This is a genomic window from Sphingorhabdus sp. (assembly GCF_044357595.1).
GTDB lineage: Bacteria > Pseudomonadota > Alphaproteobacteria > Sphingomonadales > Sphingomonadaceae > Sphingorhabdus_B.
This window is the reverse complement of the sequence record NZ_JBIKPH010000010.1, coordinates 16,995-33,542: the sequence shown is the minus strand read 5'-3', so window position 1 is coordinate 33,542 and position 16,548 is coordinate 16,995. Positions and strand designations below refer to the sequence as shown.

The following is a 16,548-nucleotide window of genomic DNA, read 5'->3' as shown; positions in this document are numbered from 1 at the left end:
CTAAAACGCCCGGGCCAAGTGCGTTTTGAATATCAAAAGGACGTGCCGTTGCTAATCGTGGCCGATGGCCGCGCGCTAACCATGGTGGATTACGAGGTAAAACAAGTGCAGCGTTGGCCAATCCGCAACAGTCCGCTTGCCGCGTTGCTTGACCCAGGTCAGGATCTCGCTCGCTATGGCAAGGTTATTCCTTCGTCTACTGATGACATTATCAGCGTTGAAGTCCGCGATGCCAAACGGCCTGAATTTGGCACAATCACTATGATCTTCGTCGCCAAACCCGGAGCTCCGGGCGGCCTGACGTTAAACGGATGGGTCGCGCTGGATTCAAAAAACAACCGGACCAGTCTTCGGCTAAGCGACATCAACTATAATGGTCCGATCGGTCAAAACGCATTTACATGGAAAGACCCGCGCCCTGTTCGCAGAAAATCTTAGGCCTGGCGACGAACCGATGCTGAGCGCCGACAAACTGCAGCGGTATAGCTATTTGTTCATCTCAACGACAGGAAAGCAGCCGTATAAATAGATGGTCAGCGGTTGAGATTTCGTGTGGTTTCCCCCCTGTTGCCCTCGGAATTATATCATCGCTGATACCCGCGTGACGAACGCAAGCTTAGCCCTCATCCCATATGCCCCCGGGATGAGGGTTTTGCTTTTTTGGGCTGATGTGCCTGCACTGGCTTGCTCCAACGGCTTCTGCCATCTAGGGCCGTATTCCTATGTCCCAGACTATTCGCATCGCCTCGTGGAATATAAACTCGGTTCGCGCCCGTATCGACATCGTTGAGCGGTTCTTGAAGGAAGAAGCGCCGGACGTTTTGTGCCTTCAAGAAACGAAGGTCATCGACAGCCTTTTTCCCGAAGGATTGTTTCGGCAACTGGGCTATCGTCATTTTGTTGTGAACGGCATGCCCATGCATCATGGTGTCGCCATCGTTAGCAAATTGCCCCTGATCAACCGCCGTGTCGAAGATTGGCAAGCCAATGGCGAAGCCCGCCATGTTGGCGCAGAGCTAAACATTGACGCAGCCAAGGGTGTTCGGATCGACAATGTCTACATTCCTGCTGGCGGCGAAGTTCCAGACAGTGAGGTCAATTCGAAATTTGGCCAGAAATTAAGCTTCCTTAAGCGCATGGCTGAATGGTCGCGTAATGTTACCCAGCCAACTATCCTGACCGGCGATTTCAACGTAGCTCCGCTCGAACAGGATGTTTGGAGCCACAAGCAATTGGTGAATGTCGTTAGCCACACGCGGGTTGAGCTTGAGCATTTGGCTGAAATTCAGGCAGCAGCAGACTGGGTGGATATTGCACGGCATTTTGTAGACCCGTCAAAAAAGCTATATACGTGGTGGAGCTACCGCGCTCAGGATTGGGAAACATCCGACCGTGGGCGTAGGCTCGACCACATGTGGGTGACGCCCGACCTCAAGGAAAAGGCAAAGGCGCATATCGTGCACAAACATGTGCGTGGCTGGGGCAAGCCGTCCGACCATGCACCTATAGTGACGGAATTCGCCTTTTGAGCGGCCCCACGTTGGGAGACCCGCGCCGCGCAGCGGTCGCGATTGACGCGTTGCGCCGTGGCTGGCCAGTTACCGTTCAGCATTTGGACAAGCTGCTGACCGTAATGGCGGTCGAAACGGCTCAAGATATTTCTGGCGCCCACGCTATGTTGCTTTCGGCAAGCCGCGCCGCGACACTGAAACTAACAAATCAGCGCGCTGCGGCGGATGGCGACCGTCCGGTGCTGATCAAGGCGCCCGCTGACCTCAACCTGAACCTCGCATTGGCGATTGCCGACCCAAGCCTTGATCTCGCATACCCGATGAAGGGCCCCTTTGCAGCGCTGGCCTTGGACGACGGCCAATCTGCGACAGCGGCCATCGAGCTTGCGCGGTTGGCAGGTTTGCTTCCTGCATTTCTGGTCTTGGATAGCGTTGATCCGCATTCTGCCTATGTCAGCCCGCAAGATGTTGCAGCGTTTGATGACAGCGGCGCCCTGCGCATCGCGGCGCGTGCCAAGTTGCCCGTTGCTGCAAATGCTGATGCGGAGATTGTGGCGTTCCGGACAGCCGTCGATGCCTCCGACCATGTAGCGTTGCTAATGGGCACGCGCGACACTTCGTTGCCCGTCGTCAGACTGCATAGCGAATGTCTAACAGGTGATGTTCTTGGCAGTCTTAAATGCGATTGTGGTCCGCAATTGCGTGAGGCGCTGCAGCAAATTTCAGACGCACGGTGGGGAATATTATTATATCTGCGGCAAGAGGGGCGCGGAATTGGCCTGATTAACAAACTGCGGGCATATGCGCTTCAGGATCAGGGCTTTGACACCGTTGACGCCAACACCCGGCTTGGCTTTGCCATAGACGCCCGTGACTTTTCCGTTGCTGCGCGGATGCTTCAGTTGCTCGGAGTCGAACGAGTGCGCTTGCTCACCAACAATCCTGAGAAAGTCGGCGGCTTGCAAGATGCGGGCATCACGGTTGAGGAGCGCTTACCCCTCAAGATCGTCGCCAATCCACATAATGCGCATTATCTTGAAACCAAGAAAAGTCGGACAGGGCACGCGCTTTAGGTTCCGTTAAAAGGGACGCGGCAGTCAGCGGGCGTTTTCTGCTCCTTCGGGCGCAGGTCTAGGTTCCCGCCGTCCGCCGATGGCTCGTTCAATAAATGCGTCGTCAAGCGGTTGTGGTTCAACCGTTGGCTCAAGGCCTGGGTCCTCAATCGTAGGATCACCCTCAATCGGCATCCCGTTTTCATCCAACTGCAGCAGCTCTTCTTCGCCAAGCAACGGCTCTTCGCCTTCAAGCCTTTCGGGGAACGTGACTTCAGTCGCGAATCTTTCAACGGGGCGATTTGCTACCGCAATGCGCATATATGCCGCCCATGCTTGCGCTGGGGCACGCCCGCCTTCAAGCCCGCCAATTGACCGCGCATCATCCCGGCCCATCCATACACCAGTAGTAAGTCCGCTGGAAAAGCCCAGGAACCAACCATCCTTGTTGCTTGACGTTGTGCCTGTCTTGCCCGCAACGGGTCGCCCGATGTTGGCTGCGCGTCCCGTGCCCGTGGCGACCGCGCTCTGCATCAAATCGGTCATTGCGCCGGCCACCCAATCATCCACCAATTGCACTGAACTGGAAGGCTTGGCTGCGTACAGCGTCTCGCCGTCAATCGTCGTGACTTTGGAGATGCCATAAGGGGTTATACTGCGCCCCTTAGCTGCGATAACAGCGAATGCTTGGGTCATATCGATCACGCGCGATTCGGAGGTGCCCAGGACCATAGACGGCTGCGTGTTGATAGGCGTGGTTATCCCGAACCGGCGCGCCATATTGGCGATACTGCTGGTACCGACTTCCTCCCCAATTTGCGCAGCCACTGTATTTTTCGAATAGGCAAAGGCCGTCCGCAACGAAATGGAACCCGCATATTTGCCGCCGCTGTTTTTGGGTTGCCAGCCTTCGATTTCGACGGGCTTATCCTCGACCATGTCTTCGGGACGGAACCCAGCTTCCAACGCGGTCAAATAGACGAATAGCTTCCATGCAGAGCCGGGTTGCCGGACGGCAGTTACCGCGCGGTTATAGTTGCTGGAGACATAGTCTGTCCCGCCGACCATCGCCTTAACCGCGCCATCGCGATCAATCGAGACCAAGGCACCTTGCGCGCCGCGCGGGACATTTGCGGCTATTGCTGCGGTCGCTGCGCGCTGCATTTTGAGGTCAAGCGTTGTCCAGACATCGATAGGCTTTTCGGTTTCATCAATAAGGCCGTTCAGCTGCGGCAAAATCCAATCCGTGAAGTAGCGCACGCTATCCTGCGGCGATTCTGCGGCGAGCTTTACATCCGCTGGTTTAACGCCTGCCGCTTCTGTCGCGGTAATCATGCCTGCATCTTGCATGACAGCGACAACCACTTCGGCGCGATCGACCGCCGCTTGCGCATCGGCCGTTGGAGCGTAACGCGAGGGTGCCTTGACTAGGCCAGCAATGATGGCGGCTTCGGCCAGGCTGATATTTTCAGCGCCGTGGTCGAAGAATTTCCGGCTCGCCGCATCAATGCCATAAGCGCCGCCGCCGAAATAGACCTTGTTCAGATACAATTCGAGGATTTGGTCCTTGGAAAATTTTGTTTCCATTGCCAGCGCCAGAATGATTTCTCGGATCTTGCGTCCGAACTCCTTGTTGCTATTCAAATATATGTTGCGTGCAAGCTGCTGCGTGATAGTCGAGCCACCTTGGGTCCATCGACCCTTCACGGCCCTTGCGTAAAATGACCGCGTTATGCCGATTGGGTCAACGCCCGGATGCATATAATAACGGCGATCCTCCACCGCGACCATTGCATCCTTCATTTCAGATGGCAGCTGATTAATCGTAAGCCAGCGGCCGAAACTTGGGCCAAGCGATTGAATGACTGTGCCGTCGGCTGCACGTATGCGGATCATTTGGCCATTGGGAGACGCTTTCAAATCTTCAAAGCTGTCGATTTCGCCACGCGCTATGGCGACAAAAATGCCTAGCACCATGACACCAAGAAAGGTGGCGATAACGCCCGCTTTGACGATATGGTAAATCCATGTTCCCATTGGGCCACGTTCTTTCGAAATCTTGCGTGCGCGTGCCATGTGCTGAGTGTTAATCGGTCACGGACTCGCCGACAAGCAGCTTCTTATTCAGGATCAAAAGCGAGTGCGGCGCTGTTGATGCAATAGCGCAAGCCCGTTGGTCCGGGGCCATCGGGAAACACATGCCCCAAATGCCCTTCACAGGCGGCACAGCGCACTTCAATACGCACCATACCATGCGAAACGTCGCGATGTTCTTCGACAACTTCGCTCTCGGCTGGCGCCGTAAAGCTTGGCCAGCCGGACCCGCTGTCGAATTTCGTGTCTGACGCAAACAAGGTCGTACCACATCCAGCGCAGCGAAATTTGCCATCCCGCTTTTCATCGGTCAGTTCGCCGGCAAACGCCCGCTCGGTGCCGGCCTCACGCAGGACATGATATTGTATCGGGTCCAACTCTGCACGCCATTCGGCATCGGATTTGATAATTTTTTCCATGGATCAGGGCCTTTCGTCTGGTTGTTGTGGTATTAGTGCCCCGGTGGTTCAAGAACCAGCCTTAACAGTGATCCGACCGTGGAACACCGAAGGTCCCTATCTACCGAAATCATCACTAAGCTGTATATTAGCCGCGCCGAGCCGCTGCCCGCGCGATACGCACCAGCTCCTCTTCCAATATGGTCACGCCAAGCCCGTCGCGCACCTGCATCAGCTTTTCCTCGACCTCAAGCAAATGGGCATTAAGCCCCGCAAGCCGTGCAGATGGCCATCTGCCTAGCTGCTGCGAATAATTGTCGGCGTCTTTCCAGAAAATTGAACGCGTTGCCTTCACGACGGCACCCGGATTGGCGCCATTGTCTACCTTGGTACGCATCGCGGCGAGCATTGTTACCCGACGTTGCATTGCACGAATGATGCGGATGGCATCAACACCCATGTCCCGCGCGGCGATCAGTTCACGACCCGTGCCCCGCAAGTCACCGCCCATGACGACATGCACGAGGCCATTGACATTTTCCTCGCCGGTTTCGGCCGACAATGCCTCAAATACAGGCACCTCTACAGTTGCCGGGCGCTGGGGCGACGCGTCATAATATAATGCCAGCTTTTCAATTTCGGCCTGCGCTAGCTTGCGATCTTGCCCTGTGTAACGCGCGATACGAGCGGCCAGCGGCCTGTCGATTTTTAGCCCCGTTGTTGCAGCATAGGCCATCACGGCCGCCGCCGCGTCGCCCTCTTCCGGTAAATAGCAGATGAACGCCATCGCCCGGGGATGCGCCTCCAATAGCTTGCGCAATTTGCTGGCCTTGGTCAGGTTTCCGGCGGTGGCAATCACTGGATTTGCATCGCCTTCAAGTGCCAGCAAATTCTCAACCGCTGCCAACCCTTCTTCGCGCCGAAAATTAAGGCGGATGTGTCTTTTATCACCAAATAAAGAGAGCGCAGACGCCTCGTCTGCCAAAAGGGCGGGGTCATTGCGAATACGGTCGCTGTCAATGTCGACGCGCTCTGACCCTACCAGCAGAGCTGTCATTTGCGATGCAATGTCGGCAACAGCGGATTCATCTTGGCCGAAGATGAAAAACATCCGGACGTCCGGACGTGCGCCAATTGCGCTAATGAAGCTGCGTTCTTTTGCGCTACTCATTCGCCGCGAGCGTAAATAGAAAGCCGCGTTACAATCTGGTCCGCCACCTTTTGCGTGAGGTTCTCGAGCGCGCTATTTTCGCCAGCAATTGTGGCATATTCGGAGCTTACGACGTCGATACCGGCGTCTGATCCGGCGGTCGCATCCAGAACTGTTTCGCCAGTGGCCGTGGAGATAAGTTGATATCGCGCACGCAATGTCCGCCGTTCACGGGTGACGGTATCATCGGCGCGCACGCCAAAACCTGAGATCCGGTCATCAAGCGTCACCACCAACCGGAATTGCGTAGAAACATTGTTTTGGGTCCCCAATCGGTCGTTCAATGCATTGCGCATCAACCATCCGTTTTTACCCTCAATGGCGACGACGCTAATTGTTCCAAGCGTGGCTGCAACCGCGCCTTTTGATCCGCCGCTATATAAGGGCTGCAAACCGCATGCGGGCAGCATCATTACGAGAAGGATTGGGGCGATGTAACGGTTCATAGGACGATATTGACCAACCTGTCGGGTACGACGATGATCTTCTTGATGTCCGCGCCGTCAATCGCATGCTGAACCTTTTGGCTTGCAAGCGCAAGCGCCTCAATCTCGGCTTGCGGCAGGCCCTTGGCGACCGTCAGGGTGTCGCGTAGCTTGCCTCTGACCTGAATGGCTATGGTCACTTCATCTTCTTGAAGCAATGTGGGGTCGACAACTGGCCATGCTGCGTCGGCGATAAGTCCGCCGCCCAATTGCGCACCAAGTACGGTCCAAGCTTCCTCGGCTAAATGCGGCACCATGGGTGATGACAGCAGGACGATCGTCCGGATTGCAGTATCGCGGCTGGCGGATGGTGCAGCTTTCTCAATGGCGTTGGCGAGGTCGTAAATCTTGGCAACAGCTTTGTTGAAGGCAAGCGCCTCGATATCGACGCCAACGCCAGCAATGACCTGGTGGGTTTTGCGGTCCAATGCCTTATCAGAGCCCTCTGCACGGCTCACTTGCGATGTCAGGCGCCACAAGCGCTGCACAAAGCGCCAGCAACCCTCAATGCCGGCTTCAGACCACTCCAGATCGCGTTCGGGCGGGCTGTCGGACAGCATGAACCAGCGCACGGCATCCGCGCCATATTGGTCAACAATGTCATCGGGATCGACGACATTCTTTTTGGACTTGGACATCTTTTCGATGCGGCCTGCAACTGCGGGCGCACCGCTGTCGATAATTGTCCACATGTCGCCTTCGCGGCGCACTTGGTCGGGGCTCAGCCATGTGCCCTTTGCGTCTTGATAGGTTTGGTGCGTGACCATGCCTTGCGTGAACAAAGACGCGAACGGCTCCTGCACATCAATCAAGCCGATATGGCTTAATGCGCGGGTCCAGAAGCGGGCGTAGAGCAAATGCAAAATCGCATGTTCAACGCCACCAATATATTGGTCAACCGGAAGCCATTTTTCCGCAACCGCGCGATCAAATGGCTTGTCATGCGGTTGGCTTGCAAAGCGGATAAAATACCAGCTGGAGTCGACGAAGGTATCCAGCGTGTCGGTTTCACGGCGTGCGGGCTGGTGGCACTGCGGGCAATCGACCTTGCTGAAAGTCGGGTGCCGATCAAGCGGGTTTCCGGGGATGTCGAAACTCACATCTTCGGGCAATTTTACCGGCAATTGATCGTCTGGCACCGGCACCGCACCGCATGTCTGACAATGGATGATGGGAATTGGCGTGCCCCAATAACGCTGCCGTGAAACGCCCCAGTCGCGCAGACGATATTGCGTTTGGCCTGTGCCCCAGCCTTCGGCCTGCGCGCGCGCGATCACATCGGCTTTCGCTTGGTCGATGGTCATGCCATTCATCCAATGTGAATTCACGATTGTGCCAGGGCCAGTGAAAGCGACATAACCTTCAAAAGCGCTGTCGGTCAAATCGCCATCAGCGACAACGCGTGTGACGGGCAAATGATATTTGCGGGCAAAATCAAGGTCGCGCTGGTCATGCGCCGGGCATCCAAAGACGGCGCCCGTGCCATAATCCATCAACACGAAATTGGCGACATAGACAGGCAAATGCCAGTTGGCATCAAGCGGGTGTTCCACCGTGAGCCCGGTGTTGAAACCGCGCTTTTCGGCAGTTTCAATGTCGGCAGCAGTCGTGCCGCCTTTTCGGCATTCTTCAATAAAGGCCTGCAAATCGGGCGCATTGGCGGCTAGTTTTTGTGCGACCGGATGATCCGCGGCGATTGCGACAAAGCTTGCGCCGAACATCGTGTCGGGGCGCGTGGTAAATACGTCGATGCCGTCAGTCCCGCCGGGAAAACGAAAAGTGCATTTCAACCCTTGCGATTTGCCGATCCAGTTTTCCTGCATTAGCCGCACTTTGTCGGGCCACTTGTCCAAGGTCTCAAGCCCTGTGAGCAATTCATCGGCAAAGTCGGTGATTTTCAGAAACCATTGGCTTAATTTGCGCCGCTCAACGGGCGCGCCTGATCGCCAACCCTTGCCATCAATAACCTGCTCATTGGCGAGCACAGTCATGTCAACAGGGTCCCAGTTCACTGCGGATTCCTTGCGGTACACAAGGCCAGCGGCATAAAGCTTCAGGAACAAGGCCTGTTCATGGCCATAATATTCCGGCTCGCACGTGGCGAGTTCGCGCGTCCAGTCAATGGCAAAGCCAAGCCGCTTCAACTGCGCTTTCATGTTGGCAATGTTATCGCGCGTCCACCCACTGGGGTGGACATTCTTTTCCATCGCGGCGTTTTCGGCGGGCATGCCAAAGGCATCCCAGCCCATGGGGTGGAGCACCTCATGCCCCGTCATCCGCTTGTAGCGGGCTAAAACGTCACCCATCGTGTAGTTGCGGACGTGGCCAATGTGGATGCGGCCCGATGGATAGGGGAACATCTCCAAGACATACGCGCGGGGTTTGGACGAATTGTCATCCGCGACGAAGCTACTGCGTTCTTCCCAAATATTTTGCCACCGCGCGTCGGCAACGTGCGGGTTAAAACGCTCTACATTGGACATGGAAATTACCCGGTGATGGACGACCGACGAAGGTCACGTGCCTTGGTGAGGATGACGGCTTCAAGCTTCTGAACGGTCGCGGCACGCAATGGCGCTGCAACCCATTGGCCGTTTTGCGAGACTTCGCGGCTGCCGGCAACGCGCAGGGCGTCGGCGCGCAGATCCTGGTCAAGGATTGAAATGGTAAGCTTCACACGCTCTGCAGGGCTTTGCGGGTTTATATACCAGTCGGTTACAATGACGCCGCCGGCTGAGTCGGTCTGCACCAGTGGCATGAATGACAACGCATCAAGTGATGCGCGCCATAAATAGCTGTTTACGCCGATGGTTGTGACTTGGCTTGCAGCCAGGTCAGCCTTTGGACGTTCTCGGCCGCCACAGCCTGAAAGCAGTCCCAAGCTTAATAAGCTGCCGGTCGCAACGATGAGTGCTAGGCGGGTGGTGCGCATAAAATGTCCTCGAACAATGAAATATCAGAAACCTCTATAGTGGCTTGCTGCCGGGGGCAAGCTTTCTGGCTGCTGAACGGTGGGTAATTCATCCCAGGCTAAGCTTTGATGCGTTAGGGATTGTGGACATCATGCAACATGTCGAGATAAATCGCGTTAATGGTATCATTTTATCTTTACGCCTCTTTTGAATCCTAAAAATGCAGCGTATGGATGTCGCAACAAAAAGGACTCGGCGGAAACAGCCATGAACGACAAGCGCGGACATACTCGGCAAACCGCCACCATTGGAGCAGCCTTGCTTGCATTGAGTTCGCTTGCCGTTTCTCCGCTGGTCGTTCCTGCGTTTGCGGCGAGGGCTTCGGGCGACGAACATAAGTCCGGTGCACATTGGATCGCTATGTTTACGCCTGCAGGCGGCGATAGTGTTCTGGCGCAGAAATTGTCAGCGGCACAATTTGCGGCCAATGCCCTCTTTCCATTCACACCAGCTAGCGCCGGCGAAGGCCATAATCGCACTATTACAGTAGCGGCGCGTGTTAACTCGCGCCTCACCGCTGGCGCGGTTTCGATCCGTAATGTTATTGCATCCAATGAAGTTGGCGCCGGCAAAGGCGTTCGGCTTGCGGCGGTCGATTATCGGTTGAGCGCTTCCAAGGGCTGGCAGGATTTTACATTGCCAAAGGCGCAGGCACGCGCGGCAAGGGCACCTTTGAGTGACTTGGGCAAGGGCGGCTTCCGGCTTGACGAGTCTGCACAAAAGCCCAGCAAGTTCAGCACAAATATAGAATTGGGCCAAAGTAAAGAGATGGCGCCGCCCGCACGTGGCAGCGCAGCATCGGGCGACTATAAGCTTGATGTCGGCGGCAGCTTTTCAATCAGTCGCAAGATCGACGTGACCGCCGGCGTTCGTTATGCCAGCGAAAATGACCGGGTCATTCCGTTGGCGGACAACCGCAAGGACAGCGAAGCTGTCTACGTCGGAACCAAAATCCGCTTCTAAGCGGTCTTTTTCCTGAAAGCATCAATCGCCGCCCAGCCATGGATCGTCCATAGCCCCAGCATCTGTGCGCTCTGACGGCTCATGCCGCCCAAGGCGATGACGCGCTTTGGTTTGGCCAATTTTGCGAGCCGCTGAAACATTAAGGGACCGAGCGGACGTGCGCCCGGATGGCTGTTGGTAGCAAAAAGTGGGGAGAGAAATAAAAGGTCGGGGCGGCATCGCTTTACGTCTGCGATTTCCCGCGCATTGTGGACAGGGGCGCTGTGTAGCAACTTCGTTTGACCGCGACTGCGTTGATGAAAGCCGTCCGCATGCCAGCGTAAAGCGGTCCGCGCATCACCCGCCAACAGCACTATATGACCGCGCCGCCGACAAATGCGCAGCACTTGGGCGAACAATGCGCGACGTTGCTGAGTAGCCAATTCATAATGGCGGAAAACCACACCTGACCGCGCAGGTAGTTGCTGAATAGCCCGCAGTTGGTCATCACCAAAACGCCCATCGGTCATCAGCCAGATTTTCGGCAGGGGGTGGCTTCGTCGCATGCATTTGCCTATAGCGCCGCGTTATGCAGGAAGCGACACCAGAAAAATCCGCCGACCGTTTGACGGCCATCCGTACACGCATAGCCGCCGTTGCAAAGCTGGCGCGCCGTTCGTCGGAGGACATTCACCTCATCGCCGTGTCGAAAACGCGGTCGGTAGAAGATATCGCGCCGCTCATTCTTCAAGGCCAAACGCTGTTCGGTGAAAACCGCGTTCAAGAGGCTGCGCAAAAATGGCCTGCGCTCAAAGAACAGCATTCAGGCATCCAACTGCACCTTATTGGTCAACTCCAATCCAACAAGGCCGAGGAGGCGGTTGCATTATTCGATGTGATCCATTCGGTCGATCGGCTGTCGCTGGTCATTGCGCTTGGCAAAGCGATGCAAAAACTACAGCGCGCAGTGCCTTGCTTCATTCAAGTCAACATCGGCGCTGAGGCGCAAAAGGGCGGCTGTTCGGTGGCGGAGCTTCCCAACTTGCTGACGGCCGCGCAGGAGAGCGAAGTTCCCGTTGCAGGGCTCATGTGCATTCCGCCCGCCGATGTTGAGGCCGCGCCTTTCTTTGCATTGGTGGCGGAATTGTCCGCGCGCTATGGCTTGCCGCAACTGAGCATGGGCATGTCCGATGATTTCGAAACGGCAATCATGCTGGGTGCGACACATGTCCGCGTTGGCACTGCGTTATTTGGGGAACGCACCGGCCCTGTTTAAGGCAAAGCGGGCATAGCCCGCTTGGGTGGCGACAACAGCCTCGACCAATTCGCCGTCCGCAAGGTCGCACGCTTGCAATATCGCGGGGTCCTGAACATCCAGCCCACCGGTCAGCGCGCCGAACGCGGGCATGATCAATTTGCGCGGGGTTAAGACAAAGCAGCGCCGCTTGACCATCCGCCCGCGCAACACTTGCCGGAACTTGGGATGGAAATGTCCCGAAATCTCTGGCTTGGGGCCACCGCCTTGTGCCTCATGCCGGAGCGTAATGCCGGATAGCGCCAATTCATCAAACGCCTTGCCACCCCACATAGCCGACACCGCGCGGTCATGGTTTCCCGTAATCCAAATCCATTCGGTCTCGCGGGCCAAATCGACCAACAAGGCCGCTGCGGGTTCCGCCAATCGGTGTTCGCCGCCGTCGTCGTGAAAATTGTCGCCGAGCGAAATGATTTTGGCAGGTCGATATTTCCTGCACAGCGCCGATATGTCCTCAAGCGTCGAAACGCTATCATAAGGCGGCAACATCTGGCCATATAAGGCAAAGGCGCTGGCTTTCTCCAAATGCAGATCAGACACCAGCAACGCATTTTGCGCCCGCCAATACAAGGCAGCCTCACCCGCTACCTCAAATTGCTGCCCACCAAATTCGAAACCATGCGCCATTGCCAGTGGCTATGCGGATTGTCATCCGCGACTGCAAGCGGATGTGCGCAAATCCTTATGGCTCCATTGCGATCCGCGACGCGGGCGTTTTTGATGTTCTTAAAACAGAATGTATCCTACGGCGTCATGGCGATGCCGGCGAGGCTCTCTGCCTCCATCAGCAACGCGTCGTCCGCGGACCCTTGCGCCACGCTCTCGCGGCCAATCATGACGAGCAAGGGCACCGCCAGCGGACTGACGCGCTCTAAATCGACATGCAGCATTGTGTCGGCCGCGCGGTCCAACAAGTCGCCAAGCCGCCCGACATCGGTCAGCCGCGTCCGCGCATCGGCCCACGCGGCCTCAAGCAGCAAATGGTCGGGTTCATATTTGCGCAGCACATCGTAAATGAGGTCGGTGGAAAAGGTAACTTGCCTGCCCGTCTTGCGCTTGCCGGGATGTTGCCGCTCCACAAGTCCGCTGATGACCGCCACTTCGCGAAACGCGCGTTTGAGCAAATAGCTTGATTCCACCCAGTCGACGAATTCGTCGGCCAATATGTCGGCGGAAAATAGCGTGTGCGGGTCTGTGATGGGTTTGAGACTCCACACGCCCAAGGCATAGTCGCTGGCGACAAAGCCCATGGGCATCAGCCCGCGGCTCTCCATGCGGCGGGTAATCAGCATTCCCAGTGACTGGTGCGCGTTCCAGCCCTCAAACGGATAGGTCACCATATAATGGCGTTTGTCGTGCGGGAAGGTTTCGACCAGCAACTGCCCCGCCCTGGGCATTTGGCTGCGATAGGCCTGCATCTCAAGCCACTCGCGCACTTCGTCGGGAAAGCGTGCCCAGCCTGGCCGGTCAGTCAGCATCTGCCGCACGCGGCCCGCCAGATGCGTGGTCAGCGGCAGGCGCGCACCCATATAGCTTGGGATGTTGGTCGCGGGCTTGGTCGCCGCGCGGACGATGAGGTCAAGGTCTTTGATCGTTTCCACCTCCAATGCCATTCCGGCAAAGGTGAAGCAGTTGCCGGGGCTGAGCGTGGCGGCAAAAGATTCCTCAACCTTGCCCAATTTGCGGCCATTGCGGAAACGGACCTCAAGCATGGGCGCGTCGACGATGATGCCTGCGTTGAGGCGATGCTGCGCCGCAAACTGCGGGTGCGCCAATCGCCACCGGCCATCAGGGTCTTTGGCCAGTTTTTTGAAGCGGTCATAGGCCTTCAACGCATATCCGCCGGTCGCGACAAAGGCGATGACGCGCGCAAAGGTTGCGGCGTCTAGGGCTGAATAGGGCAAGGCAGACTGCAGCTCGGCCAGCAACTCCGCCTCTTCAAACGGCCCCGCGCAGGCCAGCCCCATGACATGCTGCGCCAAGACGTCATGGCACCCGGGGCGGAAGGTCTCGCCGTCGCGCACGCCCTCTGTCACCGCGTCATAGGCGGCCTGCGCTTCGAGATACTCAAAGCGATTGCCGGGCACGAGGATGGCCTTGCTGGGTTCATCCATGCGGTGGTTGGAGCGGCCGATACGCTGCAGCAGGCGCGACGAGCCCTTGGGCGCGCCCATCTGGATGACGCAGTCTACATTGCCCCAGTCGACCCCCAGATCGAGGCTGGCGGTGCAGACCAAGGCGCGCAGCTTGCCCTCGGCCATGGCGCCTTCGACCTTGCACCGCGCTTCCACGGACAGGGAGCCGTGGTGAATGCCAATGGCGTATTTGGGTTCATTCGCGTCCCACAATTTCTGGAAGGTAAATTCGGCCAGAAAGCGGGTGTTGCAGAATATCAGCGTGATTGTGTTGCGGCCGATTTCCTCGATGAGCTGCGGGATCGCATGCTGCCCGCTGTGCCCCGCCCACGGCACGCGGCCCTCGGGCAGCAATATGGTCAGGTCAGGCTCGGCCGCCGCCTCGCCCTCGACCAAGCGCACTTGGTCGATGTCGCCATTGGGGGCAAGCCACGCGCGGTAGTCGTCTGGGTCGGCCACCGTCGCGGACAGGGCCACGCGCTGCAGGTGTGGCGCGAGCGTCTGAAGCCGCGCGAGCGACAGGCTCAGCAAATCGCCGCGCTTGCCATTGGCAAAGGCGTGCACCTCATCGACGATGACGCGCTTGAGTGTGGCGAACATGTGTACGCTGTCTTCGTGACTTAGGAGCAGCGAAAGCGATTCGGGCGTAGTCAGCAATATGTGCGGCGGCTTGACCCGCTGCCGCGCCTTGCGGTCGGACGGCGTGTCGCCGGTGCGCGCCTCGACGCGAATGGGCAGGCCCATTTCCGCAACGGGCGTCAGCAGATTGCGGCGAACGTCCGTCGCCAGCGCCTTGAGCGGCGAGATGTAGAGCGTGTGCAGGCCGTCCGACGGGTCGGCAATTAAGTCACTTAGGCTCGGTAAAAATCCCGCCAGCGTCTTGCCCGCGCCCGTCGCGGCCACGAGCAGGGCGTGCCGCCCCTCGCCCGCCACGTCGAGCATCTCCAATTGATGCCGCCGCGGCTGCCACCCGCGCGCGGCGAACCAGTCGAGAATGATGGGAGGTAAGTGCACGCTGGGCTTAATGCCCGACAGTTTCCCCGCGTTCCAGCCCCGATGCCGCCAATTGCGCATCAATTTGCGCCATCAGGCGTTGTAGGCCTTCTTCGGATGACGCCTCGGCGCGGGCGACGAGCACATCCTGCGTGTTCGATGCGCGCAGCAGCCACCAGCCATCGGGCGTGTTGACGCGTGCGCCGTCGGTGTTGTTCACATCTGCGCCGGCCACAGAAAGTCGCTGGAGCACTTCGTCTATCACCGCAAATTTGCGGCTCTCGTCCACTTGGAAGCGCATTTCGGGCGTGTTGATCATCACCGGCATGTCGCCGCGCAATTCGGTAACGCTCTTGCCAAGCTTGGCCGACGCCGACATCAACCGGACGGCGGCATAAATGGCGTCGTCGAAGCCATAATATTCATGTTTGAAGAAAATGTGCCCGCTCATCTCGCCCGCCAGCGGCGAGCCGGTCTCTTTCATTTTGGACTTAATTAGGCTGTGGCCAGTCTTCCACATCATGGGCTGGCCGCCCAGTTCGGTGACGCGGTCGAACAACGCCTGCGACGCCTTGACGTCCGCGATAATGGTCGCGCCAGGGACTTCGCCCAGCACATCTGCGGCATAGATTTGCAGTAACTGGTCACCCCAGATGACGCGACCTTCGCCATCGATTGCGCCAATGCGGTCGCCGTCACCATCAAAAGCCACTCCAAAATCGAGCTGCTTTTCCGCGACAAGGCGCTGTAAATCAATTAGATTTTCCGGATCGGTGGGGTCGGGGTGATGATTGGGAAATTGGCCATCTACCTCCACGAACAAAAGATGGTGCTCACCCGGCAACATCTTGACCAGCTTTTCAATTGCCGGTCCCGCCGCGCCGTTGCCCGCATCCCAACCGATGCGAAATGCCTTTTGCGGCGCCGCCTGCGCCACGCGGGCGACATATTGGCCAAGGATATCGAGATGCTCGGAACTACCGACGCCCTCAACCCAGTCGCCTGTCGCCGCCATGCGGCCCAGCTTAAGGATGTCCGCCCCGAAAAACGGCTTGCCCATGAGGACCATTTTGAAGCCATTATAATTGGCTGGGTTATGGCTGCCGGTTATTTCAATGCCGCCGTCTACGTCGTCCAGAACGGCCTCGGCATAATATAGCATTGGCGTTGGCCCCATGCCGATGCGTACCACGTCCACACCGCTGTCGTTCAGTCCCTTGACCAAGGCTTCCTCAAGCATGGGTGAGCTAACCCGTCCGTCATAACCGACGGCGGCCTTCTTGCCGCCGGCGCGCACGAGGCAGGTCCCGAACCCACGGCCAATCGCATAGGCATCGGCCTCCCCCAATGTTTCGCCAATGATGCCGCGAATGTCATATTCACGAAGTGAGGTGGGGTGGAAGCTGTGGGACATGGGGGTTCCTATTTTATTGTTGGGAGA

Annotated in this window: 15 protein-coding genes; 5 read left to right on the top strand and 10 right to left on the bottom strand. The window is 57.4% G+C overall.

Features of this window, described 5'->3' with window-relative positions:
* The 3 genes from ACIQ2T_RS02880 to ribA all read left to right on the top strand — a co-directional run.
* Positions 1–438, top strand: a 438-nt coding sequence (locus ACIQ2T_RS02880; RefSeq protein ID WP_397589484.1) for an outer membrane lipoprotein carrier protein LolA, incomplete at its 5' end; no start/stop codon positions are given.
* A gap of 284 nt (positions 439–722) precedes the next feature.
* The gene (gene xth / locus ACIQ2T_RS02875; protein ID WP_353209567.1) at positions 723–1,529 is read left to right on the top strand and encodes an exodeoxyribonuclease III; all 807 of its coding nucleotides are present in this window, start codon (positions 723–725) and stop codon (positions 1,527–1,529) included.
* Positions 1,526–2,584, top strand: coding sequence for a GTP cyclohydrolase II (ribA, locus tag ACIQ2T_RS02870; protein WP_397589483.1), 1,059 nt, complete (start codon positions 1,526–1,528; stop codon positions 2,582–2,584). Before xth ends, ribA begins: the two co-directional genes overlap by 4 nt.
* Positions 2,585–2,608: 24 nt before the next feature.
* Here the strand turns inward: ribA and ACIQ2T_RS02865 are convergent, their stop codons facing one another.
* From ACIQ2T_RS02865 to ACIQ2T_RS02840, 6 genes are all read right to left on the bottom strand, one after another.
* A complete protein-coding gene (locus tag ACIQ2T_RS02865; RefSeq protein ID WP_397589482.1) occupies positions 2,609–4,639 on the bottom strand; it encodes a transglycosylase domain-containing protein in 2,031 nt (676 codons plus the stop codon).
* A gap of 44 nt (positions 4,640–4,683) precedes the next feature.
* On the bottom strand, positions 4,684–5,076 hold the full coding sequence (gene msrB, locus ACIQ2T_RS02860; protein WP_397589481.1) for a peptide-methionine (R)-S-oxide reductase MsrB: 393 nt from the start codon (positions 5,074–5,076) through the stop codon (positions 4,684–4,686).
* A gap of 127 nt (positions 5,077–5,203) precedes the next feature.
* Complete coding sequence (holA, locus tag ACIQ2T_RS02855) at positions 5,204–6,226, bottom strand: DNA polymerase III subunit delta (RefSeq protein ID WP_397589480.1); 1,023 nt, start codon at positions 6,224–6,226, stop codon at positions 5,204–5,206.
* Entirely contained in the window at positions 6,223–6,711 is a 489-nt protein-coding gene (gene lptE / locus ACIQ2T_RS02850; protein WP_397589479.1) for an LPS assembly lipoprotein LptE, read from the bottom strand. Before lptE ends, holA begins: the two co-directional genes overlap by 4 nt.
* On the bottom strand, positions 6,708–9,233 hold the full coding sequence (leuS, locus tag ACIQ2T_RS02845; RefSeq protein WP_397589478.1) for a leucine--tRNA ligase: 2,526 nt from the start codon (positions 9,231–9,233) through the stop codon (positions 6,708–6,710). Before leuS ends, lptE begins: the two co-directional genes overlap by 4 nt.
* A gap of 5 nt (positions 9,234–9,238) precedes the next feature.
* Positions 9,239–9,682 carry a DUF3576 domain-containing protein gene (locus tag ACIQ2T_RS02840; protein ID WP_397589477.1) on the bottom strand — a complete coding sequence of 148 codons (444 nt, stop codon included), beginning with the start codon at positions 9,680–9,682 and terminating at the stop codon, positions 9,239–9,241.
* Positions 9,683–9,929: 247 nt separating this feature from the next.
* Here ACIQ2T_RS02840 and ACIQ2T_RS02835 point away from each other — a divergent pair, with 247 nt between their 5' ends.
* The gene (locus ACIQ2T_RS02835) at positions 9,930–10,685 is read left to right on the top strand and encodes a hypothetical protein (protein WP_397589476.1); all 756 of its coding nucleotides are present in this window, start codon (positions 9,930–9,932) and stop codon (positions 10,683–10,685) included.
* Here ACIQ2T_RS02835 and ACIQ2T_RS02830 read toward each other — a convergent pair.
* Positions 10,682–11,230, bottom strand: coding sequence for a thiamine phosphate synthase (locus ACIQ2T_RS02830; protein ID WP_397589475.1), 549 nt, complete (start codon positions 11,228–11,230; stop codon positions 10,682–10,684). The two genes, ACIQ2T_RS02835 and ACIQ2T_RS02830, sit on opposite strands and share 4 nt — an antisense overlap.
* A 23-nt stretch (positions 11,231–11,253) precedes the next feature.
* Here ACIQ2T_RS02830 and ACIQ2T_RS02825 point away from each other — a divergent pair, with 23 nt between their 5' ends.
* Positions 11,254–11,940, top strand: coding sequence for a YggS family pyridoxal phosphate-dependent enzyme (locus tag ACIQ2T_RS02825; RefSeq protein WP_397589474.1), 687 nt, complete (start codon positions 11,254–11,256; stop codon positions 11,938–11,940).
* Here ACIQ2T_RS02825 and pdeM read toward each other — a convergent pair.
* The 3 genes from pdeM to pgmG form a co-directional block, all read right to left on the bottom strand.
* Entirely contained in the window at positions 11,911–12,606 is a 696-nt protein-coding gene (pdeM, locus tag ACIQ2T_RS02820) for a ligase-associated DNA damage response endonuclease PdeM (RefSeq protein ID WP_397589473.1), read from the bottom strand. The genes ACIQ2T_RS02825 and pdeM overlap by 30 nt on opposite strands.
* A 116-nt stretch (positions 12,607–12,722) precedes the next feature.
* On the bottom strand, positions 12,723–15,188 hold the full coding sequence (locus ACIQ2T_RS02815; RefSeq protein ID WP_397589472.1) for a ligase-associated DNA damage response DEXH box helicase: 2,466 nt from the start codon (positions 15,186–15,188) through the stop codon (positions 12,723–12,725).
* The gene (gene pgmG / locus ACIQ2T_RS02810; protein WP_397589471.1) at positions 15,136–16,521 is read right to left on the bottom strand and encodes a phosphoglucomutase/phosphomannomutase PgmG; all 1,386 of its coding nucleotides are present in this window, start codon (positions 16,519–16,521) and stop codon (positions 15,136–15,138) included. Before pgmG ends, ACIQ2T_RS02815 begins: the two co-directional genes overlap by 53 nt.
* Positions 16,522–16,548 lie beyond the last annotated feature (27 nt).

Bases quoted from the DNA above. Each gene is read 5' to 3' on its own strand.
- ACIQ2T_RS02865 (WP_397589482.1), bottom strand. From the start codon at position 4,639: ATGGCACGCGCACGCAAGATTTCGAAAGAACGTGGCCCAATGGGAACA.
- ACIQ2T_RS02830 (WP_397589475.1), bottom strand. From the start codon at position 11,230: ATGCGACGAAGCCACCCCCTGCCGAAAATCTGGCTGATGACCGATGGG.
- holA (WP_397589480.1), bottom strand. From the start codon at position 6,226: ATGAGTAGCGCAAAAGAACGCAGCTTCATTAGCGCAATTGGCGCACGT.
- ACIQ2T_RS02840 (WP_397589477.1), bottom strand. From the start codon at position 9,682: ATGCGCACCACCCGCCTAGCACTCATCGTTGCGACCGGCAGCTTATTA.
- pdeM (WP_397589473.1), bottom strand. From the start codon at position 12,606: ATGGCGCATGGTTTCGAATTTGGTGGGCAGCAATTTGAGGTAGCGGGT.
- ACIQ2T_RS02835 (WP_397589476.1), top strand. From the start codon at position 9,930: ATGAACGACAAGCGCGGACATACTCGGCAAACCGCCACCATTGGAGCA.
- lptE (WP_397589479.1), bottom strand. From the start codon at position 6,711: ATGAACCGTTACATCGCCCCAATCCTTCTCGTAATGATGCTGCCCGCA.
- msrB (WP_397589481.1), bottom strand. From the start codon at position 5,076: ATGGAAAAAATTATCAAATCCGATGCCGAATGGCGTGCAGAGTTGGAC.
- xth (WP_353209567.1), top strand. From the start codon at position 723: ATGTCCCAGACTATTCGCATCGCCTCGTGGAATATAAACTCGGTTCGC.
- ACIQ2T_RS02825 (WP_397589474.1), top strand. From the start codon at position 11,254: ATGCAGGAAGCGACACCAGAAAAATCCGCCGACCGTTTGACGGCCATC.
- leuS (WP_397589478.1), bottom strand. From the start codon at position 9,233: ATGTCCAATGTAGAGCGTTTTAACCCGCACGTTGCCGACGCGCGGTGG.
- pgmG (WP_397589471.1), bottom strand. From the start codon at position 16,521: ATGTCCCACAGCTTCCACCCCACCTCACTTCGTGAATATGACATTCGC.
- ACIQ2T_RS02815 (WP_397589472.1), bottom strand. From the start codon at position 15,188: ATGCGCAATTGGCGGCATCGGGGCTGGAACGCGGGGAAACTGTCGGGC.